The organism is Candidatus Hydrogenedentota bacterium (genome assembly GCA_016791475.1).
Classification (GTDB): domain Bacteria; phylum Hydrogenedentota; class Hydrogenedentia; order Hydrogenedentales; family JAEUWI01; genus JAEUWI01.
This window is the reverse complement of record JAEUWI010000059.1, coordinates 18861-42884: the sequence shown is the minus strand read 5'-3', so window position 1 is coordinate 42884 and position 24024 is coordinate 18861. Positions and strand designations below refer to the sequence as shown.

Below are 24024 nucleotides of genomic sequence, written 5' to 3'. Positions count from 1 at the left end.
ACGGCAGAGCCTAATGAATTCTCACCGGCTGAGCCGGTGGATTAGCTTGGATTTAGAATAGTGAATTGAAATATCGGAATTCGATTTTGGAGCGCTTGCGCCTGCCATTTGGGTTTCAATTCCCTATTCTCTATTCTTAATTGGCCATTCCGCTCGCGGATTCACTATTCTCAATTCACTATTTCCGCCTCCGGCGGATTACTTCCATTTGATCCTCGCCACGTACACGGAATTGTCCGAGCCATACTTCTCCACACCGGCGGGCTGCATCCATTCGGCGACGGTGACCCAGGTTTCTTCATCGCTGACTTTGGTGACGGCGAAGTTGCCGAGTCGCGCGCCGCGCTGGGGGACGAGGATGCGTTCGGTGTTGCGGATCACGCACAGCTTTTCGGGACCGACCTGGGCGATGAAGAGGGGGGCGCGGTGGCGGAAGACGTGGTCGTTGTTGGCGCCCCGGCGGGTGTAGACGAGGAAGAGGCCCTTGTCGCTGGTGACCCAGTGCTGCTGGGTGTTGTAGCTGCCGAGCTCGGCGCCGTCGTCGAAGGTCCATTTGACGGGCGGATCGAAGTGTAGTCCGTCGTTGCCGCGGGTGACGTGCCCGGCTACATCGTTGCGCAGGGTGAGGAAGTATTGCCCGTTGAAGGCGGCGAGGGAGGGTTCGGCGAGGCCGCGCTCCACGTCGTAGTTGAGCATGTCGCCGTGCTCCACGTAGCGGAGGGTTTCGCCATCGAAGCGGGCGCGGACGACGGTGGCGCTGAAGGGTCCGGGGGCCGCGCCTTTGCAGTAGATGGGCAGGAGGATGTCGCCGTTGGGCAGGTCCACGCGCTGGGTGCAGCCGGCGCCGTTGTTGTAGAAGATTGGGTCGGCCGGCATTTCCATTTCGCGCCAGGGGGTCCAGGTGCGGGCCTCGGGGTCGTAGGCGGCGTAGGCGGTGGCGCGCGGCCGCTCGTCGACGATGGCGTTTTCCGCGTTGTACATGGCGGTGTGGCCCGTACCCAGGAGCGTGCCGCTGGCGGCGTGCCACATGGGCGTGAAATCGCAGACGACGGAGGTTCCGCCCAGGTCGTTTGGACGCCGCCCGAGGGTTTCGTGTTCCGTCGGCCCGCTCCAGGTCTTGCCCAGGTCGTCCGTGCGCATTTCGTTCAGCGCGTAGAATACATCCGAACCGCTGAGGAGCAGCTTCTGCATCGTCAGCACGACGGACGGGGTCTCCCCGGGAATCGTCCCCGCGCGGGGGTGCACCCAGCAGGTTTTTTTGTCGAAGCCGGCGTGGATGGTGTCCAATTGGATGTCGTAGTCAACAACTTCCACGGCAGAGACCGAGAAAACGCTGAACACCAGTCCAATGGATGCCACAGATCGAATCGTAATAGCTCTCATCGCTTCGCTCCAAGCTTTCTAGCGCCGTTCCGCGTCGGGAATCACACGTGCGTTCATCAACCCGGATGGGCCTCGGCGTGCAACTTCAGCCCGAGCGCGCCGACCACTTTCAGGATCGTGTCGAAGCTTGGGCTGTGATCGCCGGACAAGGCTCGGTAGAGGCTTTCCCGCGAAAGCCCGGCGTCGCGCGCCACTTGCGTCATGCCTTTCGCACGGGCGATGTCGCCCAATGCTTTTGCGACCGATGCGGCATCGCCGTCGGCTTCCTCAAGGACGGCTTCGAGATAGGCCGCCATTTCTTCCGGTGTCCTGAGGTGTTCTGCGACGTCATAACGGGTGGTGATGGTTTTTGGCATGGTTTTACTCCGGTAAATTGCGCCCCAGCTTGAGGGCGACTCTAATATCCCTGGCCTGGGTGCTCTTGTCGCCACCCGCCAACAAAATGATAAGCGTCTTCCCCCGCTGCTTGAAATACACGCGGTAGCCGGGGCCGTAGTCAATTCTCAATTCCGAAATGCCCTCGCCAATGGGCTTGACATCACCCGGATTTCCCGCGGCGAGGCGTTCGATTCGCGCGAGCACACGAGCCCGCGCCCGGATATCGGCCATGGTATCCAGCCAGGTCGCAAACTCGGAGGTTTTTCGAACTTCGAGCATAACATAACTGTAGCCCATGGGCTACACTTTGTCAATTCGTAATTCTCAATTCTCAATTCTTAATTCGAAACGCGACATACGCGTCGCCTTCGGCGGTGCCCATTTTCCCGCCGCCCGCAGCCACCACGACGTACTGCGTGCCGCCGACTTCGTACACACTCGGCGTGGCGTAGCCGCCGGCGGGCAGTTTGGTCTCCCAGAGCATGGCGCCGGTTTTCTTGTCGAAGACGCGGAACATTTCGTCTTTGGTGGCGGCGATGAAGAGGACGCCGCCTTTGGTGACGACGGGTCCGCCGTAGTTCTCGGTGCCGGTGGGTTCGTGGCCCTGGGCTTTGAGGTCGGGGGTGTCGCCCAGGACGGATTTCCAGAGGATCTCGCCGGTGTTCATGTCGATGGCGTTGAGGGTGCCCCAGGGGGGCTTGATGGCGGGATAGCCCAGGTGATCGACGAAGCGGTTGTAGCCGGTGAACTGGTATTGGGGCGGCAGGGCCTCGGCGGGTTTGTCGCCTTCGGCGGCGGGCGTTGCGGTGGCCGCTTCATCGGCCTTGTAGATGTAGTCGAGGACGGCCTTCATCTTGGCGGGATCGATGTGCTTGAAGCTGGGCATGAAGCCTTTGCCGGTCTGGGTGAGGGCCTCGGCGACGTCGCGGGGGGTGCGGGTGGCGATGCCCTGGAGGGCCGGGAACATGCTGAAGGGGTTGCCCTCGCGGTTGACGCCGTGGCAGAAGAGACACTGCTGGGCATAGACCATGGCGCCTTCCTGCAGGGCGGGGTCGGCGCCGAGCTGGTTGATGTCAACCATCTGCAGGATCCAGGGCATCTCGCTGGCGTTTACATAGAGCACGCCGCTCTCCGGGTCGGTCGCCGCGCCGCCCCATTCGCCGCCGCCGTCGAAGCCGGGGAACACGAGGGTGCCTTCGCGGCTGGGGGGTGTGAAGGGCTTCTTCTTGATGACGTCCCAGCGCTTGGTCACGTAGTCCTTCGACTCGGGGGTAATGTCGGTGATGTCGTTGAAGCCGAAGGCGCTGCGGGAGAAGCGGGGCGGCTTGGTGGGGATGGGCTGGGTCTTGGCGGCGAGTTCGCCGATAAGATCAGAAGGGGGCACGGCCTTTTCTTCAATCGGGAAGAGGGGCTCGCCGGTTTCGCGGTTAAAAAGGAAGACGTAGGCCGATTTGGTGATCTGGGCGACGGCGTCGATCTTCTTGCCGTCGTGCTCCACGGTCATGAGGTTGGGCGGGGCGGGCAGATCGCGGTCCCAGAGATCGTGGTGAACCGTCTGAAAGTGCCACTTGCGCTCGCCGGTGTTCGCATCGAGCGCGAGGAGGGTGTTGGCGAAGAGGTTGTCGCCGTGGCGGTCACCACCGTAGAAATCGAAGGCGGCGGAGCCGGTGGGCACATAGACGATGCCGCGCTCGGCGTCGAGGCTCATGCCGGCCCAGGAGTTGGCGGCGCCGGTGTAGGTGTAGGCTTCGGGGGGCCAGGTTTCATAGCCGAACTCGCCGGGCTGGGGAATGGTGTGGAAGACCCAGGCCTGGGCGCCGGTGCGGACGTTGAAGGCGCGGATATGGCCGGGGGAGGAGGGCAGGGCTTCGTTGGTGCGGAAGCCGAGGATGTAAAGGTCCTTGTAGACCACGCCGGGGGTGGTGGCGGCGACGGGGAAGTCTTTGCCGTCGTGGCCCAGGCCGAGGGAGAGGTCCACTTTGCCGCCCGCGCCGAAGCTTTCGATGGCCTGGCCGGTGGACGCGTCCAGCGCGTAGAGGTGGGAGCCGGCCGCGAAGAGGATGCGCCGCTCGGCGCCGTCGGTCCACCAGGCGAGGCCGCGACACACGGCCTTCTGGCGATCCGCCGGGGTGAAGGCCCATTGCTCCGCGCCCGTGGCCGCATCCAACGCGAAAACCTTCATCCACGGCGACACGCCATAGAGCACGCCGTCGATGATGAGCGGGTTGCACTGGATCTGGCCGAGCTTTGTGGCGTCGCCGCCCTCGCTGGCGTAGGTCCAGGCCACTTCAAGCCGGGTGGCGTTTTCCGGTGTAATCTGCGTGAGGGGGGAGTAGTGGGCGCTGTCCTGGCCGCCGAGATAGGCGGGCCAGTCGGTGTTTTGCGCGGCGGCACTCAGGGCGCAGAGGGAAAACAGACAGGCACTCATACGGGCATGGGTCATGGTCGTCGGGCCCTTTCGGCGCGGGGTTTCTTATGGGTCGTATGGGTCGTATGGGTCGTATGGGTCGTATGGGGCGTATGACCCCGAATCAGTCCGATCCGTCTGATCGGTCCGATCACCGGTCCCCCATTCACTATTCCAAATTCACTATTCCAAATTCCGAAGGACCCACGCGTAGATCGAATCGCCGATTTGCTGGTAGCCCGCGTCATTGGGGTGTACGCCATTGTTTAGGCGCGCAATGCTTCCCGTGTCGCGGGCGTTGGCGGGGCCTTCGCTTGCGGGATAGTTACGGTGACAATCCAAGTTGATATAGGCCGGGATCAGCGAGAGCCCTTCCGCCTCGTGGCCGCCGTAGGCCTCCACCATGCGCTCGAGCAGGCGATGCTGATTTTTGAGGTACTGCCAGCGGGTCTGGCCGTTGTTGTAATTCGCACCGAAAGCGTCTTGTGTGCCCGCGGGCGGCACGGGCGCGATCAGGCCCACGTGCGTGCTGGAATCGAAGGCGTGAATCATGCCGATGAGCTGGTCCATGTAGCTCAGGATGCCGTCGATGGTGGATTCGAGGTTATCGTCCTTCGCATGAAAGACATCGTTGCACCCCAGAAAGATCGTGACGAAATTGGGCGAAGCGCCGCCGTTGTAATCCGCGCAATAATGGCCGAAATCGATCTCCGGCGGGTTGTCCCCGTTCTTATAGACGAATGGGCTGCCCCAGGGGTGAAACACGCCGGTCCGGGGTGCGCCGGTGTAGCGGGTGGCGAATCGCTCCGCCGTCCAGCCGCCGTAGCCTTCGTGGCGGTTCAAGGGGTTGTCTTTGGGCTGGTGACTGCCCACCAGCGTGATCTTCGGGCTGTCGGGTGCGGCGCAATAGTCGAGAAGCGTCTGGGTGTACACCGAGGCGTGGGTGAGGCTGTCGCCGATGGCGAGGTAGGTCAGGGCCCTGTCTTTCCCCGTGCCCGCGCGCACCACCTGCACGACGGAATCCGCCTCGGCGATGACGGCGTTGTTGCCGTCGATCACGCGCAGCTTCAGGGCATAGCTTCCGGCGTCCTCCGCCGTTGGCGTGAAGGTCCAGCGCTCCGACTGCTGCATCCCCTTTTCACAGTCCACGTCGAAAACATAGTTCGCCGGATTGACCGCGAGGATTACGTTCTCGAAGTATAGGTTGGCCTCCACGCCGGGCACGGCGGGGATCACCGGCGGCAACAATAGGCGTACCGGACCCGCTTCGGCCCCCGCACGCAAAGCGGCACTCAACACGAACAACACCAAAAAATGCTTCCGCAACGACTTCACAGCACAATTCCTTTCGCGTTTCGATGAGACCAATCCCGACCCATGCTAACGCCCAAGACGATCAAAAGCAATCACACGAAAAATTTCCGTGAAATTCCGTGTGCTTCCGTGGTCATAACGTTTTGAACCACGGAACGGCACGGAATTTCACGGAAAAGAAAAGGCTGATTTTTTGCTGCGAACTTATCCTTACTTCGGAATCTCCGTGCGCAGGTGCATGCTTTTCAGCCGCGTGAAGGCCGTCAGGCCATAGTGCGAAAGCGTCGCGCCGCGGCCCGTATCTTTTACGCCGCACCAGGGCAGCGCCGGGTCCAGAAAATCGCAGCGGTTCATGAAAAAGGTGCCCGTCTCGATTTGCTCGCCGATCTTGATCGCGCGATCCACGTCGGAAGTCCAGATGGACGCCGTGAGGCCGTAGGGACTGTCGTTCATGTACTTGATCGCTTCGTCATCGCCGGAAACTTTCAAAATCCCGATCACGGGACCGAAGCTCTCCTCCTGCATCAGGCTGCAATCCTGCGGCGCATCGGCCACTAGCGCGGGCGCGCAAAAATAGCCCTTCGACGGCAGGATAAATTCGTCCGGCGACACCACGAGCCTTCCGCCCGCCTTCACGGCATCGTCCACCTGTTGCTTGAGGAAGGCCGGGGCGGCTTTGGAGGCCAGCGGGCCGATAGACGTTTCTGGGTCCATCGGATCGCCCAGTTTGTAGGCGCGCACGGCCGCCGCCGCCGCCTCCACGAAGCGATCATAGATCGGCGCCTCCACGTAGATGCGCTCCACCGCGCAGCAGGACTGGCCCGCGTTGTAGAACGCGCCGTCGATGCAATTGGCCACCGCCCAGTCGAAATCCGCGTCGGCGCAGACATAGGCCGGGTCCTTGCCGCCCAGTTCCAGGCCCACGTCGATAAAGCGATCCGCCGCGCTGTGGTTCACCTGGCGACCGCCGGAGACCGAGCCCGTGAAGGATACGTGATCCACGCCGCTGTGCTGGATAAGCAGTTCGGTAACCTTGTGGTCCGCCGCCACCGCCCGCACCAGCCCTTCGGGCGCGCCCGCCGCCTTGAAGGCCTCTTCAAAGACCGTGCCGCACTTGGGGGTCTTGCTGGAGTGCTTCACGATCACCGCATTGCCCGCAAGCACGGCGGGGATCACGACGTTCACCGCGATCAGCAGGGGATAATTCCAGGCGGCGATATCGAGTACCACGCCCTTTGGTTCATGGCGGATATAGCGCGCGAAGCCTTCCTTGTGGGGGAGCACGTCGTCCTTCAGGGCTTCCTCGGCGATGGCGATCATGTGGGTTGCCCGGTCCACCAGACCATTCACTTCGCCCCGGGCCTGGCCGATGGGCTTGCCCATCTGGGCGGTGATATCCTGGGCGATGGCTTCCTGATGCTCCTTGAACCAGGCCGTCGCCTTCGTGCAGAGGGCCTGGCGCTGGGCGATGTGGGTGCCGCGCCAGCCCAGATACGCCGCCCGCGCCGACGCCACCACACCGTCCACCTCGCCCGCTGCAAGCCCCGCAACCTGAAACACAACTTCTTCACTGAAAGGGCTAATCACCGAAATTTCATTACTGCTCATGGGGTACCTCGTCGATTGCTTGCGGGGGAAAAGGGGCGGTCCCGGGCGGGTCCGCGGCCGGGAAGCCGACGGCGTCCAGGCGGGGACAGTATAGTGGAGGGGACGAATTTGCTTCAAACGGATTTTCGTTGAACTCCCATCACACAAGCGCTAGTATACCCCCTGTGAGGGTTCCCTCACGGGCAAACCAAATGAGAGAGACAGGAGGTTGTTGCATGGCTACGTTCCTACTGGGTACGGGTTCGCAAAAAAACCTGCGCCAGATTACCACGCTCCTCGAGAAGCACCTGCTTCGCACGGAAGGCATCCCCCGCAAGATTTCCGCCTGGTTCGGCACCTTTGCCTTCGAAGCCGAACGCCTGGAATTTGACGACCCCTTCACCCGCTTTACCGTACGCGTTCAGACCGGCGACCCGCTCGTCCCCGAGTTGGAGGCGCGTGCGGCGCGTCTCGCTCACGCCTGCACCGTCGAGAAGCAGGACGGCGTGGTTCAATTCTCCTTTGTGCCCCCCAGCGGTCCCGTGACCGAGGAAAGACTGTTGGCGCTTGACCAGTTCTGCGCAAAACTGCGAATCCCCGAGGTGTGGCGCGCGGAGGGAAGCAACTACCGCATCGACCGCATCAGCGTGGAGCTTCTTTTCCAGGCCATGGTCCAGTACAAGGCGAGCGACGTCCACCTCTCTCCCGGCGTCAGCCCCATCTTCCGCATCGACGGCGATACCCGCACCTCGGAGCTGATGGGCGCCCTTTCGGCCGTGCAGATTACCGAACTGATCCGCGAGATGGCCCTCGATGAGGCGTGGGACGAATTCGTCAACCACAAGCAGACCAGTTTCAACTTTCACCAGTCCGGCCTGGGCTATTCCCGCGTGTCCGCGTTTATCAAGTCGGGCGCGCCCCATTGCACGCTGCGCTTCCTGCCGGAAACGATTCCCAGCTTCGAGGATCTCCACGTCCCCCGCAAGACCATGGAGCAGTTGGCCAGTCTCCACCGCGGTCTGCTCCTCGTCACGGGCATGACCGGAAGCGGCAAGTCCACCACCGTGGCCGCCGTCATCGACTGGATCAACAGCACCCGTTCCAGCCACATTCTGACCATCGAGAATCCGGTGGAATTTGTTCACACGAACAAGAAGTCGGTGATTTCCCAGCGAAATCTGGGGATCGATGTGGACTCCTTCAATGACGCGGTGACCGGCGCGCTCCGTCACGACCCCGACGTCATTCTCATCGGCGAAATGCGCGACCCCGACACCATCCGCTCGGCCATCAACGCCGCCGCCACGGGCCACCTGGTGGTGAGCACCCTTCACGCCAATACCGCCGCGGAAGTGGTGAACCGTATCGTGAGCTTCTTCGACCCCGTCGAACGCGACCTGGTCAAACTCCAGTTGCGCGACTGCCTCAAGTGCGTCATCTGCCAGCGGCTCGTGCCCCGGATCGGCGGTGGCCGCGTGCCCGCGCTGGAAATGATGCTCAACGACGTTAAAGCGGTGGCCGACGGCATCATGGAGGGCAGCACCGATCACATCCGTATCGGCATGCAGCAGACCGTGTCCCACTCCTTCCTCTTCGAACACTACCTCCACAGTCTTTTCAAAGATGGGAAGATCGACATGGAGCATGCCCAGTCCTTTGCCACGGACAAGAGCATGTTCGACCAGATCCACATGGGGACCTATGCCGTGCCTCGGCTCGACGCCGTGCGCGGTCACTGAGCCGATCCGGCGTCCTTTCGATCAGCGGGCCGCAGAGGCCGCCGCGCCTTCCACCGCCGGGATATCCGGTGCGGAAGGCGCTTTTTCTTTTGCCAGCGCCGCCGCCTGCTTCTTCGCCAGGAATCGGGCCGTGTGCCGGGCGATTGCTTCATTACGGATCGAGACCGTGAGCGCGATGAGGAACCAATAGGGCTCCATGATGCGGACGATCAGAAACGAGATGGTTCCGATCGAGTGGACGACCAGCGCGAGCGTGGCGCCGAACATGCCCAGCGCGATACCCCGGGCCATCCAGTCCTCCGTCCAGCGGTAGGCCTCCCGCGTTGTTCGCAGGAGTCGCCATTGTAGAAACAGGAAGGTAAAAAGCCCCACGAATCCGGTCTCGAGCAATACGCGCGCGTATTGGCTGTCCAGCACCGACTCCCAGGATATACCCCCGCCAAACAAGAAGAACTCCGTGCCGAGGGACAAGAGGAAGGCCACCTTTCGCCAGACGTGAACCCGCTCATAGGTCGATTTGTCCACCTTGCCCAGCTCCTGGCCCGCGATCACCACTTCCTGCCCGCCTTCCTCCTGCACCGTTTTCATCACGCGCTCGATCACCACGTCGGGCATGATCACCGAGGAAAGCGCGAGGGTGATCGCCAGCGCGGCGAGAATGGCGTACTGGCGGCTCATCAGCGCGATCACCGTGATCCCGGCGATCAGCCCGCCGTAGGAGGCGCGGCTCAGCGTGTAGAGGAGGGGCACGAAACCGGCGCCGCACAGCATCAGAAACAGAAGCTTCTTCTTAAACCCCGGCGCCTGGATCAGCAAGCCCAGCGCGACGCACAGACAGACCACCAGGTAACCACCCAGGGTGTTCGGCTCCGTGCCCCCTTTTTCGAAGGGTGCGCTCACCCGGGGCGTCGTTCCGATGGAGTGCATGCCGAAAACGCTGACGATCAGCATCACCAGGAAAAACAGGGTCATGGGCGTGCGGAGATCCCGCGAGCGGCGCACCGAGTGGGCCACCATGAAAAAGATCAGGTAGAACTCCATCATCTTGAGCAACACGAAAAAAGCCGCGCGGCGATCCCACGCGGGAAGGCTGCGCTCGAGGGCCAGCAGTGTGGAAAAGATGCAGACGCTGAAGTAGGCGACAATCGCCACGTTGATCGGGCTCGGCTGCCAGAGGGTGAGACGGCCTTCAAAGGTGAGCTTGATCATCACGCCGATGAAAATGACCAGAATCAGAATGTCGTCATAGCGAATATTGACGTTGCGGTCGCCGCCCGATCCGGGGCGCAGCTCGATTTCAGGCGAAAGCAGCATGGCCACCAGCAGCACAAAGAGCCCCACCTCCACCCGGAGGACCGTGCCGCCGAACACCAGCATGCTGATGGACAGGGCGATGGTGAGGCTTTGATTGCCGAGGATCATGTGCTGGAGCACGAGGCCCACGCAGCAGATCACCATGAAGGCCGCAAAAATGGGCACTTCGAGCTGGCTCTCCGCGACTTCACCGCGGCCGATGCCCCGCTCTGAACGGAAGAATGGCATTGTTTTCAGCCTACCTGGGGCGCGGAACTATGGAGCGGGGGCTTTCAAGCCCCAGGAAACTCCCGAGCCCGCATGGCCAACCTGTTGCTCGATAGCCCGGGGTGGCGGCGGGCAGGCCCCCGCGCCACATCAAAAGTGGTACCATTTCCGCCGGCCCTGAGAACCGTCGTCATAGTAGTAGTAATAGTAATAGTAGTGGCGACGCGTCGTCTCCAGGCCGTTCACCACCACGCCCGCCACGTCCACCTGCGCCGTCGTGAGCAGCTTCTTCGCCCGCACCACCGTCTCGCGCCGCGCGTTATTCGTCGAAACGACCATCATGCACGTGTCCACATGCGTAGCCAGCAGCACGGGGTCGGTCACCACCAGCACCGAGGGCGCGTCGCAGATGACCAGATCGAACTCGTCGCCCAACTGGCCCATGAGCGCCGCCATGTGGTCGGAGCCAATGAGTTCCGAAGGGTTCGGAGGCACCCGGCCGCTGGAAATAATCCAGAGGTTCTCGATCCGCGTGGGGCGGATGACACTCTTCGGATCCAGCCCTTCGCGGAGCACGTCGGCGAGGCCCGGGCCCCGCTCCATGCGCAGCACGCGATGTACATTGGGGCGGCGCAAGTCCGTGTCCACGATCAGGACGCGCATGCCGCGATCCGCCATGGTCACCGCCAGGTTCACCGCCGTCGTCGTCTTGCCTTCGCCCGGCACCGCGCTGGTCACCATCACTGTTTTCGGTTTGAGCTTGATCGTGGCAAACTGGAAGTTCGTGCGCAGGGTCCGGTAGGCCTCGGAGATGGGCGATTTCGGATCGTGCTGCGTCACGATGCACGAGTCGATCTGCTCCTCGTCCACCGTGCTCACATAGGTCGCCCGGCGACGGCGTCCGCCCCGGGGCCGCCCGAAGCGCATCCGCGGGATCGTGCCGATCACCTCCAGGCCGATATACTCGTTCACGTCCTCGATGCTGCGAATCGACGTGTCGTTAAACTCGATCATCATCGCCAGGCCAAAGCTGAGCACCAGTCCCACCAGGCCGCCAATCGCGAAGTTGACCCAGCTCTGCCGCCCCGAGCCCTTGCCGGGCGTCGGCACCCCGCTGATCACCGAAGCCGTGCGCTCCACCGAACCCAGGCCGTGCTCGATATTCGCCCGGATCTCCAGCTCCTTGTCCGAGGCCTCATTGAGCTTCTGCTCGATATTGTCCACCTCGCGCGTCAACTCTTCGGAGGACATCTTCAAATTCACCAGCTCCGGCACCTGGGGGAGCAATTCGTCGCGCTCCTTCTTGATGGCGTTCGCCCGGATCTCGAGCCCCGTCAGTTGGAGGCGCAGGTCGATCTGCTGCTGGTAGATGTTTTTTCGCTTCGTCCAGATATCGCTGCCGCCGGGGATTCCAATCGACTTCTGGCGCTCCGCCTCCATGATCAGGCCCTGGGTCTCGGCGATTTCCTCCTCCAGCTCCAGAAGCCGCGGCCAGGTGGGCTGGTAGATGGCGCTGAGCGACATCTTTTCTTCCAGCAGCCCGTCCAACTCCGCGAAGAGTCCCGTCACCATGTTGTCGCTCGGTTGATTCAGCGACTCGGAAAACTGCTCCGCCGCCAGCTCCAGTTCCTTGTCCAACTCCGCCAGTTTCTGTTTCACCGTCTCACGGGTGGATTCGGATTCGCTCAGCGCGTGCTCCATCCGCGCCAGTTCCTGATCCACCGTCTCATAGGCCCGGAACCCATGCTCCTTCTTAAAGGCCAGCCGGGCTTCTTCCGCCGCCGACAGATCCGCGCGCAGCTTTTGGATGTGCTCCTTGATGAAGTCGTGCTTTTCCCGCACATCCTCCATGTGTACCTGGCGGTTCATCTCCATGAACACCCGCGTCGCATACTCCGCGATGTCCTCCGCCTCCCGCGCACTCTCGCAGCCCTGAACGTGGATCTCTATCTGATCCTTGCTGTCCTTGCTCGTCGAGAACTTGATCTTCCCGGCGACGCGCTGCGACTCCACCTTGAATTCCTCTTCCGTGGCCACATCGCTGCGCGGGCCGCCGGTCGCAATATCCCGCTGGATCAGCGCCCGGGCGACTTCCTCTGCCACCGCGGATTCGCTGGTCTTGGCCACCAGCGTGGCCGCCTGCAAGGTGGGCGAGCCGGCCGACTTCGGCGCCAACTGGGAATACTCCGTCGGCTTGATGATAAGCATGCCCGTGGCCTGATAGAGGGTCGGCGTGGTCTTGTGGGTCATCCACGTAAGCCCGCCGAAGGAAACCGCGCCGAGTATCGTGCTGAAAAGCAACAGCGCCCAGCGCTCTGAAAAGATATTCCAGAGAAACCGGAACTGGTTCTCTTTCGGCTGTCGCGTCCCCTCTTCAAGGATCGGCGTATCAATACTCGACATGGCCTATTCCTTGCGCACTTCCGCCCGAGATTCCAGCGCCGCGAGAAACGCGTCGTCGTGGCCAAAGCCCTGCAACTCCAGGCTGCGCTCCCACTGGATATCTTCCGGCTGATCATGGATGGTCGGCGTCACAAATATCATGAGCTCGCGGCTGGTCTTGCTCCGCTCCTGGTGTTTGAAGAGATTTCCGAAAATCGGCAGGTTGCCCAGGCCCGGAAGCTTCTGGATCACCGTGTGGTTGTCCGCCATCACAATTCCGCCAATCACCAGGGACTGGCCGTCGCGCACGATGCGCTGACTGTCGCTGCTGCGGACCGCGCGGACCGGAACGCCGTTGGAAACACCCACCGCGGTGGAGACCTCGGGCGTAAGCTCGACAAGAATATAGCGCCCACCGTCGGGGTCGCGGCGCACGTGGGGCGTCACGTCCAAAGTGATGCCGATTTCCAGAAAGCGGGTATTTGAGACCGATGAGAATCCCGCCGTGCCCAGTTCCGAATAGGGGAATTCCTCGATCATCCGGATAGAGGCTGGTTTGTGATTCACGGTGCCGATATAGGGCGAGGCGAGCAATTCCGCCTTGTCGTCCGCCACCAGCGCATCCAGCATGACCCCCAGATCGATGCCGCTGTTCATGTAGCCGAAGAACATCTGTCCCGCCGTGCCTACCTGCACCGGCACCTGAAGGCGCCGGTCAAAATTGCTTTCATCAATGAAGCGCCGCCCGCCCGCCGTACCCGTGCGGGTGGAGCTTTGCAGGGCCTCGTTCACGTTGGCGCCCGCATACTGGCGCATGGAGTTAAGCAGCGCATCCTGGCGGGGCGCCGGGCTGTAACCGCCCGCCGCCTCGTCGCCCTGCACGAACCAGCGGATACCCAGTTCCTTCGCCGCCGCCGTCTCCACTTCCACAATCTTCGATTCAATCAGGACCTGCGTAATCTGGGATTTCATCTCGTCCAGTTCGCGGATCACCGACAGCATGTTCTGCACCACCGCGGGCTCGTCGGTCAGGATCATGCTGTTCGTGTTCGGATCAAAGCTCACACTCCCTCCACCGCTCGACATCCCCGAGAGCGCCGCCTGGAGCGACTCCGCGTCCGCGCTGTTCAGCGGCACCACCTGGGTCTGCATCGAAGCCGTGCGCACGTAGCCCCCCGGAATCTTCTCGCCCTCCGTGCTCCGGGACACCGTCACCTTCGGGTTCTTGAGCACCGCCTTCAGCCCCATGGATACCCGGGCGCCCGCCTCTTCCAGCGAGAGTCCTTTGAGGGATACATTCCCGATGTAGGGCACTTCCACGTTGCCGTTCGCATCCAATTGCGTCGTCGTGGATAGCTCCGGTTGCCGGTGAACGTTGATAAAAACCAGATCGCCCGCGTCCAGGGCCGTGCCCGTCGCCGCCTTCGCTTCCGCCTCCGGTTCCTGCGACACGGCCGCGCCGCAAAGCAACAGGCCAACAAGCGAGAAGGCGGTTCTGAACGCTCTGGAAATCTGCATGACTTTTTACTCCACGGGTTACACCCTGGTCGGCCCGCGCATCCTTGCGCGGCGCCGCGGCGTTCTCATTGACTTTCGAATTCCGGGGCGGCGGCCGGTCCGGCGGCCGCCTCGGGGGCGGGCGCCGGGGGCACGAGCGCTTCGAGCTCCGCCCCGGGAATTTCGGCACGACCGGACTCATCCTGTGGAACCGGTATGGCCGATTCCACCGGCGCCACCGATTCCGACTCCGCCGGCGCGACGGACGCGGGCGCGGTTGCCGGCGCGGGCGGGGCGCCCTCGGCGGCGGGAACCGCGTCAGTCGCGTTGGCGTCCGTCTGCTCGGCAAAGGAGAGCCACTGAAGGCGCTCCTCAAGATTGCTCCGATCACTCGGGGCGATTCCCGGCACCTGAATAGCCCTCCGCCAGTACGACATCGCCATCTCCTTCAACTGCTCACGCTCCGCGCCGTCCCGTGCGGCTTCGGCCCGGCGCCGGAAGAGATCTCCCAGTTCCAGATAGTCCGATTCCGCGCTGTAGTTTCCGGGCAGCGTGGCCGACTGGAGGTAGGAGGTCTCGGCCTGTTCGTAGTTGCCGGTCATGCTGTAGGAGCGCGCAAGATAGCGCAACATGGACAGCGCCGCCGCCGGATCGTCCGCCGGTTTTACTTGATCGCGAAGCACGGCTATCGCTTCTTCGAATTGCTTGAGCTCGTAGTGCAGCCGCCCCATGATACTCAGTGCCCGGGTGCGCTTGGGGTGCTGGGGATAGTCTTCCGTAAACTTCTTGAAAAGCGCCAGCGCGCTCTCGTAGCGCTGCCGCGTCTCGTCCCAGGAGGTCGCCGGGCCAAGGGTCAGCGTGTGGGCGGCGCGGAATTCCGCGTCGGAGCGGCCCTTCTCTCCCGGCGCCATGCGGGACGCCAGTTGCAGATAGGTATGGGACGCCGCAAGATAGTTCTGATCCGACAACTCCCGCTCCGCCCGGACCGTCAGGTCCTCGTCCTGAAGCATCATCGGGCCAATCACGAAGGTCCAGAGGGTTCCCGCCAGACCGCCGAGTAATAGAAGGAAAAATACCGCCTTGACAATCTTTCTGCTCTTGCGGGCCACCCGTGAATGGCGGCGCGAGCGGCGGCGCGAAGGCGCGGCGCTGTAGTCGTAGTTGAAAGCCAGATCACTGTCGGGATTGGGAGCAATGGTCGGGGTCGCCTCCGTGGGGACCGTGTTTTCCGCCCGCTCGCGCATCCGGAGATCCAGGGCCGTAGGGGGAGCCTGTGTGCCCCCGTAACTCAAATCCTCCAGCGGTGCCGGCTCAAGGGGCAATGCCGCCCCTGGAGCCTTCGCCACGACGGGAAGGGGCGCCGGTGCGGCGGGCGGTGCGATTGGCGCGCGCTTCTCCAGCGCCTGCATCAGTTGCTCCGCTTCCGCAAGGGCGCCGCTCGCCGGGGACGTGCGCGACACCGTCGGGGCCGGCACGGATACAGCCGCCGGCGCTGAGCCGCGGACCGTCATGGAATCGAGCAGGGCGTCCCAATCATCGGAAATCCCCGATCGGGCCGCTGGTGCGTCGTCTTCCCGCGCGGGAGCCTCGGGTGCGACCGGTTCTTCCGGTTCTTCCTCGATGGCGTCCTCCGCCGCAGGCACATCGACTTCTTCCGGAGCCGCTTCCGTCGCGCGCCCCGAAAGAGAGGCCAGCAGCGCGTCGAAATCGTCATCGTCAATCTCGGCGGCCGGCGCCGACAGGTTTGCCGTGGGTGCGGAGGCTTCAGGCGCCTCCTCGGGGGCCACTTCACCCGGCTCCGTTGCTTCGTCTTCGATCTCGAGATCGGTCTCATTCGCCGCGTCGGAGGTGCCTTCCGGCTCCACCGTATCGGCGGCTTCCACGCCCATGACCGACTCAAGCTCCTCCACCAGCGCCAGCAGCGCGCCGGACGCGGAGCCTTGATACTCCTCCGGATCACTCGGGAGATCCGCGGCTTCTTCGCTTTCCGCATCCACCGGCGCGTCGGCCGAGGGGTTTTCCTCCACGCGCTGGAGCCCCGCGACGATGTCGCGGAAAGCCTGCGCCGAACGCGAGGCGCCGCCGTCCACCACCAGGGATTCGGTATTCCGATTGGGAATCAGATCCGCGTCGAGCGTGATGTCCCGCAGTCCGCCGAGCAGTGAATCGCCGCTCAGGGTGTCATCCACATCCGCCACACCCTTCTCGTAGAAGCTCAGCGGACCCTGGGGATTCAGATCTTCATAAATGGGCGTGTGGGCCAGCGACCCGTCAATCCCGTGAAGCGCCTGGCGCAGCGGCGGGCGGGTCAGTCCCGTCATTTGAATAAAGTCGAGGGAATTGCCGCGCTGTGTTTCCGGCACGCCGCTCTCGTAGCGATCATCCACCGGCATCCCGTTAAACAGGCTGCCGTCGATCGACGCCAGTTGCTGGCGCACGTAGGCGTCCCCCTCGGTCGAAGGGTCCCGATGGTCTCGATCGGCCCCTGGGCTCATAGGCCCCCCGATCCCTGGCCCTGGCGATCCCGGGCCGATCGCAGCAGCAGGTCCGCCGCGCGGCGGTCCCGGGACTGCTGCTCCCGCGCCACCGGCTCACGCACCAGTCCCGCCGCCGTCACGGCGGGCGCGACGACTCGTGGCGGCGGCGCCATGCCCGCGGCCTGGGCCGCCCGTGCGCGCTTCTCCGCATCGGGCAAGGTGGTTTTCTCGATGGTGTGGAGCACGATATCCGGCGTAATCTGCCGGGTCTTCAGTTGTGCCGCGAGCAGCAGAGAGTTGCGGCAGAGGGTAACGATGACCCGGGGGCTTCCCTCCGCATAGGCGTGAATCGCACGCAGGGCGCCCTCTTCGAAGGACGGGCCAAGCCCCGGTTGTGCGCCCGCCTGGTGCAGGCGAAAATCGATAAACAGCCGCATCTCTTCAAACTGGATGGGCTCCAGGGTATAGGTCAGGTTGATGCGCTGCTCGAAATTCGGCGCGGCCCGGAGCACCTGCATCCACTCCAACTGGGCGAAAAACACCAGATTAAGGAGCTTCTGCTGCTGCGTCTCAAGATTTTGCACCAGCCGGAGTAGTTCAAGCTGGCCGCGCTTGTTCAGATTCTGCGCGTCGTCGATGATCAGCGTGCAGATGCGGTGGCGGTTTTCAAGCAGGTGCTGGTTCAGCGCCTCCATATGGGAGACAAAAGAATGCTCCGCCGGGCGAAGGCCAAACTGGGCCACGATCGCCTCCAGCAACGCAAAACTGGTCCACGAAGGAATCGGCGAACCCACCACCGCCGTCTGATAACGCTCCGGCTCCGCCGCCATACCCGTGATCAGCTTGCGCAGCAGCGTCGTCTTGCCCGTGCCATAGTTCCCCAGAACGACCGCAATGCCATGGCTCGCGTCAATCCCGTTCCAAAGGCGGAAGAGGCACTCCTTGTGCGCGCGCGTGGCATAGAAATAGACCGGGTCTGCCGTGGGAGCAAAAGGTTGCTCGCGCAGGCCCAGAAGCCCCAGATACGATTGCGAATCATCCATGCGCACGTTGCCTAATTCTAGCGATGCTCTGGCGCCAGTCCATCCCAACCACATCCATTGTTGGTTGCGACCACGCCGCACCTACATCCGTGTGCGGGCGACGTGTGAGCACATCTGATTTTCTGCGTTTCTCCGGTCGAGTCACCTCCACAACCCTGTGGCCAGGCGCCCTGTGCCGGGAAAAACCGAGAACACCGCGCTAAACACACCAGTTCAACGGCGCGGGATCTCCGCAGGCACCAAGTGCTTTACGGGCTATTGTAACCTGTCTCAGCGACCCTAATAATAACGAAACCGCTCAATACTGTCAATCAATTACCGCAGAAGGGCCACCGCCGCCGGGGGGCGGCCAAACCGCGTCCGGATCGCGCACCATCAAGCACCGCTAGGAGTTACATATATTATTGACTTGGTTTATCGGCACAATCATGCTATATACTTAATCCGATAAGGTATCTTTTGAACCGTCGCGGCGCGACTGTGCGCTCAGGAGCTGGGAATTCATGAGAAAAGAGCGGGTGGTCATACTCACGGGACCCCTTCAGGGGCGCTCCATTGAAATAACGCGAAAACTGTCAATTGGTCGAAACCCCGACAATGACCTCCAACTGGAAGACCTCCAGATCTCCCGGCAGCATGCCGTCATCGAGCAGAACGAACACGCCACCATTGTCCGGGATCTGGGCAGCGGCAACGGCAGTTTCATCGGTGATCGGCGCATCCTGGAATATAAACTGTCTCATGGCGATGTGCTCCGCCTGGGCACCCAGGAACTGCGCTTCGAGGCCGAGGCGCTCTCCCAGGAGGAAATTCAGGCCAAGGCAACCCGCGAAGCCGAGCGGGGCAGTAGCGGCGGTGTAAAGTTCGACAACACCCTGGGCGGGCACTTTGAAACCGCCAAAGCGTCCAACGTGTTCGAAACGTTTTTCCAGAGTCCCGGCGCCGCCGCCAACGATACGAAGCTGGCCGAGATTCAGCAGCGCCTGCGGGCGGTCTACGCCGCCAACGAGATTATTACCAGCGAACGCAACCTCAACAAGCTGTTCGAGCGGGTGATGCAGGAAATTTTCCAGCTCATTCCCGCCCACAACGGCGTCATCCTCCTTCACGTTCCGGGCAGCGACGAACTCGTCACCGAGTTTGTCCGCTCCGGCGATAAGAATGCGGAAGTCAAAATCAGTTCGTCCATCGTCAATCGCGCCTACGAGCACGGTGAAGCCATCATCACCTACGACGCGGCCGACGATTCCCGTTTCGAGGCCGGTGCCAGCATCATCAGTCAGAATATCGCCTCCGCCATGTGCGCACCCCTCACCTGCCAGAAGGAATGCCTCGGCGTCATCTACGTGGACACCCGCGGCACCACCAACGCCTTCGTCAACAGCGACCTGGAACTTCTCGTGGCACTTGCCGGGCCCGCGGGCGTCGCGATCAAGAACGCTCAGTACGTCCGCATGCTGGAAAAGGCCTACGAAGACACGCTCCTTGTGCTCGCCAACGCCATCGAATTGCGGGACCACTACACCGTGGGCCACACGTGGCGTGTAACCAATTTTACCATCGAAGTCGCCAAAGAACTGGGTTGGCCCGAAGAAAAATTAAAAGAAGTTCGTATGGGCGGCGTGCTCCACGATGTCGGCAAGATCGCCGTAGACGACGCTATCCTCCGCAAGCCCGACCGCCTTACCGACGAAGAATTCGAGAAGATCAAAGTGCACCCGGAGAAAGGGGCGCAGCTCCTCCGCGACGTGGACTTCCTCGTCCCCCTCATCCCCTATTGCCTCTACCACCACGAGCGATACGACGGCAAGGGCTATCCCTATGGCCTCGCCGGCGAAGAGATCCCCATCGAGGGACGCGCCGTGGCCGTGGGCGACACCTTCGATGCCCTCACCAGCAACCGCCCCTATCGCAAAGGCCTTGATCCAGAAAAGGCCATCAGGATCATTGAAGAAAACAAAGGCACCCAGTTCGACCCGGACTGCGCCGACGCCCTCATCCGAAGCTATCGCAACGGCAAGATCGACCGCATCCTTCAGGACTACCACAAGAGTTCAGAACGCAGCATCGCCTGCCCCTTCTGCAGCACCTTCATCCAGCTCAACGAATCCACCACCGAAGGCGCCGAAGTCTCCTGCGACGTGTGCCACCGCGCCGTCATGATCATGCGCAAGAACGACGCCTGGTTCGGCGATCTGGTACCCGAAAACAAGCGGGCAAGCCAGGCCAAGCGAAAGATCCTCACTGACAGCGACCGGGGGTAGGGTGCCCGTGGACGGGTACAAACATCGCGGCGACCATTAGTCTCGCGTATCCTTTTCCAGGGTCTATTCCCCGCTGTGGTCGGGTGCACGCCGGACAGGACAGCCCGGTGTGGCTCCGGTGTGCGCGGCACAGTGCGGGGTATCCATTACGCGCAATAAGATCCCCCATCCTTCTTGGAGGCGCTGGTCACGATGAAGTCACTTCTGATAGTACTGCTGGCTACCGTTGCGGTCATGGCTTCGTCCCGAAGCATGGTGGTTGCAGAACCGAGCGGCGTGTTGGACATTGGCGACCGAAAGCAACTCTTTCTTGACCAAAGTGTAGTCGAGTCCGCGTCGGGCGTTACCTTTACGATGAATACACCGTCGAAACGACTCGAGGGTCCGGTGCTTCTACCCGATGCGCCGTGGGAAGAGGCGGCGGACGGGAGTATCGGCCTGTATTGCAGCGTACTTCGGGAGAACGGAAAGACGCGGCTCTGGTATGACGTGCGCTTTGGCGATACGGTGCAGGTGGCCTATGCGGAGTCCACCGATGGCATCCACTTTGAGAAGCCGGCGCTGGGAATCTTCCCGCTGAATGGCTCAATGGAAAACAACATCGTGATGCCGAGTCGTATTGGCGGATGCGCGGTGTGGATCGATCCCAACGCGTCCCCCGAGCAGCGCTACCGAAGCCAGAGCAAGGGCTACAACGAACCCACGGCACAACAGCTTTATTCCTACACCTCACACGACGGCATCCACTGGACGCAATGGATGCATGAGAACATTGGCGACTGCGATACACAGAGCATCGCCTTCTGGGATCGGCAGGTTGGGCGCTATGTGCTCTATACCCGGCGCAATCCCAACCCTGGCACACCTTCCCGCTCGCGGATCATCCGGCGTCTGGAGTCGGACGACTTGACGAAGTGGGAGAACGAAACCCTGGTGCTCCAGGCGGATGCTGTGGATGATGCCACCTACGCTTCTCCCACGCCCAAGCCGCCGGTGGACTATTACGGCGGCGCGGTGTTTCGCTATCCCGACGAAGAGGGGCTCTATCTGATGCTCAGCCAACCCTTCTGGCATTTCAAGCGTCGCCCCGAGGGCCAGCGCTGGGGCGTGAAGGATGTGGAGAATCCAAAAAGTGGCGAGAATCTCGGCCCGGCCACGATCGATGTGCGCCTGAACGCGAGTCGTGACGGCATCCACTTTGAGCGGGTGGGCGGGCGACGCCCCTTTCTGGCACCGGGCCTCTCGGGCGCCTTCGACTCGAAGATGGTGTGGGCCATTCCCAACCCGATCCCCATGGGCGATGAAATCTGGATCTACTATGCGGGCACCAACAAGGACCACGATGGCTTTGTCGATCCGGCGGCCCAGGGACTCCTCAGCGGTATCTCTGTGACCACCCTCCGTCTGGACGGCTTTGTATCGGCGGACGCGGACTACACGGGCGGGGAATTGACGACGCGTCCCCTGATCTTCAGCGGCAACCGGCTTGAATTGAACATGGACGCGGGCGGCGGTGGTAGTGTTCAGGTTGAGCTGCTGGACGAAGTCGGCGCGCCGATTTCCGGCTTCTCCCGGGCGGAGGCGACCCTCCTTTGCGGGAACTCAGTGCGGACGCCCGTGTCCTGGGGAGAGGGCTCCGATGTTGCGTCCCTCGCCGGAAGGCCTGTCCGCCTTCGCTTTATCATGCGGGATTGCCGTCTCTACGCCTTTGGTTTCACGGACACCGCCGGCTGACTAACGTTGCAATCGCGTGCGCGTTGAGATTTCATTTCACGGCTTCGCTTCATTATGGTACAATGGCAGGCATGAAAGCTTCACGTGTTGCAATGAAGAGCGCACCCCTCCGGGACCGCTTTGGGGATATTTTGATCGCCTGTGCCGATGTGGCCTATGGCCATACGGTGGGGCACTTCCTGTCCACGGAGCATGCCCGGACGGAGCGTTGTCATGACGCCGCGGGGGTGCTGCGTCTGGTGGGGAGGCATCCCTTTGACGTCATCATCCTCGATCTCGATTTGAATCAGGACAGTGACGTCGATCTGGTTTCGTTTATCCGCGAGCAGAATCCGGCGGCGCGGCTTATTCTGCTATTTGATATCTACGAGATGGATCGGGCGTTGGAAGGGGTCCGTCAGGGCGCTTTTTTCTATCTGCCCAAGTCCAGCCCGCCTTCCGATGTGGCGCTGGTGGTGACCAAGGCGCGGCAGGTCCACGCGCTGGCCACCACGGCGGACCGCTATGAGCAGGGGATGGTGGAGGAACTCGCGGGCAACAGCCCGGCCATGCAGCGGGTCATCCGGCTGCTGCAGAAGGTCGCGCCCACCGACGGCACCGTCCTCCTTCTCGGCGAGAGCGGCACGGGCAAAGAGGTGTTGGCCAACGCGGTCCACCGCCTGAGTGCGCGAAAGGACAAGCCCTTTGTCGCGATCAACTGCGCGGCGTTGCCCGAGGCCCTGCTCGAAAGTGAGATGTTTGGCCACGTGAAGGGCGCCTTCACCGGGGCGAATCAAGACAAAGTCGGCCTCTTCGAGGAAGCCAACGGCGGCACCATTTTCCTGGACGAAATCGGCGACATGGCCCCCATTACCCAGGCCAAGCTCTTGCGCGTATTGCAGAACGGCGAGATCCGCCGCGTGGGCGCAAGCACGTCAACGCGCGTCAACGTCCGCATCATTGCGGCGACGAATCGCGACCTGGTAACCGCCGTGGAGGAGAATCGCTTCCGCGAGGATCTTTACTTCCGGCTTAACGTGGTGCAGATTCGCATTCCCCCCTTGCGCGAACGCATGGAAGCCCTGCCCAGCCTGATCCAGCATTTCATCAAGCTCGCCAACAGCCGCTATGGCAAACAGGTCTCCGGGCTCGACGACCAAACCAAAAGTCTGCTGGCCCACTACGAATTCCCCGGCAACGTGCGCGAACTGGAGACCATCATCGCCCACGCCGTCATCATGGCCGACGGCCCCCACATCCACGCGGTCGACCTGCCCGACCAGGTCCAGTTCGGCATCAAGCCCCGCCTGCGCATCGCCCACCAGGCTGAGCGCAGCGTCATGACCCTGGTGGAACTGGAAAAGAACCACATCCAGACCACGCTGGAGTCGCTCAAAGGCAATCAGACCAAAGCCGCCAAGCTGCTGGGAATCTCACGCTCAACCCTGTGGCGGAAGATGAAGGAATACGGGCTGGAGGGGTGAGGCGTGCCAGGGTTTTCCTGCATTGAACCAGAAGTGGCGAGTAGCATGGTTGGAAGAACTCGTCTGGACACATCCGTCCATCCACCGATCGTGCACGAATTGGAAATCGAGTTAGACTACTGGCCGTCCGGCGAAGTGCTGGAGGAATTCCCTTGTTTCTTCGTGGTTCCCCGCGTGCGAGTTGCGATAGAAGCCTCGAAACTGACCGGAGTCACCTTTCACGAAATGACGGTATCGCCATCGGACAACTACCGCGACCTTTACCCGAACCAACCCCTGCCGGAGTTTATCTGGATGAAGCTCCACGGGGTCGCGGGTCAGCACGACTTCGGAATTGCGAAAGATTTGCGGCTCGTAGTTTCGCGCGATGCGGAACTGGTGCTGCGGGGCTTCAATCTGAGCTTCGCGACGTTTGATGCGTATCCGTGAGGAACAAAAAACCAATGAGCGATTTGCGCACACATATCGGGTCTGGTTGTTCTAAAAAACCAGGAACACCGGATCATCAGGAGCGGAAAACGACTCCGGGCATACTTTTCGGGCGAAGAAGTAGACATCTCGTCCGAATCGTTCATAGGCCAACTCAATAAGCCCACGACGGGTGTCCGAAACACCAAAAACCTCTTCGCCCCGAATCGCGACGAACTTGCCCGGATAGTCCCGCATGAACTCGGCCTCATGCGCAACAAAAAATGCTTCGTCGCGGAGAATGTCGAATGCGGCGTTCGCCTCGACTTCGGTCTCGGATCTGGTAAGAGTGGCGCTCATACACCTATTATACCCCTCGCTGCCCAAGCCGTCCAGCATTTGATTTAAGGTTTTATAGTCTCTCAAT

General features: G+C 62.0%; 17 protein-coding genes. 5 read left to right on the top strand and 12 right to left on the bottom strand.

Annotated features, from left to right (window positions below):
- Positions 1–198: 198 nt before the first annotated feature.
- From JNK74_23570 to JNK74_23545, 6 genes are all read right to left on the bottom strand, one after another.
- Positions 199–1383 carry an exo-alpha-sialidase gene (locus JNK74_23570; protein MBL7649168.1) on the bottom strand — a complete coding sequence of 395 codons (1185 nt, stop codon included), beginning with the start codon at positions 1381–1383 and terminating at the stop codon, positions 199–201.
- 56 nt (positions 1384–1439) lie between these two features.
- Entirely contained in the window at positions 1440–1739 is a 300-nt protein-coding gene (locus JNK74_23565) for a putative addiction module antidote protein (protein ID MBL7649167.1), read from the bottom strand.
- Between the two features lie 4 nt (positions 1740–1743).
- A complete protein-coding gene (locus tag JNK74_23560; protein MBL7649166.1) occupies positions 1744–2040 on the bottom strand; it encodes a type II toxin-antitoxin system RelE/ParE family toxin in 297 nt (98 codons plus the stop codon).
- A 52-nt stretch (positions 2041–2092) separates the two neighbouring features.
- Entirely contained in the window at positions 2093–4189 is a 2097-nt protein-coding gene (locus JNK74_23555) for a PQQ-binding-like beta-propeller repeat protein (GenBank protein MBL7649165.1), read from the bottom strand.
- Between the two features lie 162 nt (positions 4190–4351).
- Positions 4352–5503: an SGNH/GDSL hydrolase family protein gene (locus JNK74_23550; GenBank protein ID MBL7649164.1), complete on the bottom strand. Its 1152-nt coding sequence runs from the start codon at positions 5501–5503 to the stop codon at positions 4352–4354.
- 189 nt (positions 5504–5692) lie between these two features.
- The gene (locus JNK74_23545; GenBank protein MBL7649163.1) at positions 5693–7090 is read right to left on the bottom strand and encodes an aldehyde dehydrogenase family protein; all 1398 of its coding nucleotides are present in this window, start codon (positions 7088–7090) and stop codon (positions 5693–5695) included.
- A 215-nt stretch (positions 7091–7305) separates the two neighbouring features.
- Between JNK74_23545 and JNK74_23540 the strand changes: the two genes are divergently transcribed.
- Entirely contained in the window at positions 7306–8808 is a 1503-nt protein-coding gene (locus JNK74_23540) for a PilT/PilU family type 4a pilus ATPase (GenBank protein MBL7649162.1), read from the top strand.
- A gap of 21 nt (positions 8809–8829) precedes the next feature.
- Here JNK74_23540 and JNK74_23535 read toward each other — a convergent pair whose 3' ends face one another.
- From JNK74_23535 to JNK74_23515, 5 genes are all read right to left on the bottom strand, one after another.
- Positions 8830–10350, bottom strand: a complete 1521-nt coding sequence (locus JNK74_23535; GenBank protein MBL7649161.1) for a hypothetical protein — start codon at positions 10348–10350, stop codon at positions 8830–8832.
- A gap of 129 nt (positions 10351–10479) precedes the next feature.
- Positions 10480–12732 carry a polysaccharide biosynthesis tyrosine autokinase gene (locus JNK74_23530; GenBank protein MBL7649160.1) on the bottom strand — a complete coding sequence of 751 codons (2253 nt, stop codon included), beginning with the start codon at positions 12730–12732 and terminating at the stop codon, positions 10480–10482.
- A 3-nt stretch (positions 12733–12735) separates the two neighbouring features.
- Positions 12736–14229: a polysaccharide biosynthesis/export family protein gene (locus JNK74_23525; protein MBL7649159.1), complete on the bottom strand. Its 1494-nt coding sequence runs from the start codon at positions 14227–14229 to the stop codon at positions 12736–12738.
- Positions 14230–14294: 65 nt separating this feature from the next.
- Positions 14295–16703 carry a tetratricopeptide repeat protein gene (locus tag JNK74_23520; GenBank protein MBL7649158.1) on the bottom strand — a complete coding sequence of 803 codons (2409 nt, stop codon included), beginning with the start codon at positions 16701–16703 and terminating at the stop codon, positions 14295–14297.
- Positions 16700–17728 carry an AAA family ATPase gene (locus tag JNK74_23515; protein ID MBL7649157.1) on the bottom strand — a complete coding sequence of 343 codons (1029 nt, stop codon included), beginning with the start codon at positions 17726–17728 and terminating at the stop codon, positions 16700–16702. The genes JNK74_23520 and JNK74_23515 overlap by 4 nt, the downstream gene beginning before the upstream one ends.
- A gap of 503 nt (positions 17729–18231) precedes the next feature.
- Here JNK74_23515 and JNK74_23510 point away from each other — a divergent pair.
- From JNK74_23510 to JNK74_23495, 4 genes are all read left to right on the top strand, one after another.
- A complete protein-coding gene (locus tag JNK74_23510; protein MBL7649156.1) occupies positions 18232–19992 on the top strand; it encodes an FHA domain-containing protein in 1761 nt (586 codons plus the stop codon).
- A gap of 192 nt (positions 19993–20184) precedes the next feature.
- Positions 20185–21726 carry a hypothetical protein gene (locus tag JNK74_23505; protein ID MBL7649155.1) on the top strand — a complete coding sequence of 514 codons (1542 nt, stop codon included), beginning with the start codon at positions 20185–20187 and terminating at the stop codon, positions 21724–21726.
- Between the two features lie 92 nt (positions 21727–21818).
- On the top strand, positions 21819–23189 hold the full coding sequence (locus JNK74_23500) for a sigma-54-dependent Fis family transcriptional regulator (GenBank protein MBL7649154.1): 1371 nt from the start codon (positions 21819–21821) through the stop codon (positions 23187–23189).
- Between the two features lie 45 nt (positions 23190–23234).
- Positions 23235–23618 carry a hypothetical protein gene (locus JNK74_23495; protein MBL7649153.1) on the top strand — a complete coding sequence of 128 codons (384 nt, stop codon included), beginning with the start codon at positions 23235–23237 and terminating at the stop codon, positions 23616–23618.
- Between the two features lie 51 nt (positions 23619–23669).
- Here the strand turns inward: JNK74_23495 and JNK74_23490 are convergent, their stop codons facing one another.
- Positions 23670–23957 carry a hypothetical protein gene (locus tag JNK74_23490; GenBank protein ID MBL7649152.1) on the bottom strand — a complete coding sequence of 96 codons (288 nt, stop codon included), beginning with the start codon at positions 23955–23957 and terminating at the stop codon, positions 23670–23672.
- Positions 23958–24024: the final 67 nt, after the last annotated feature.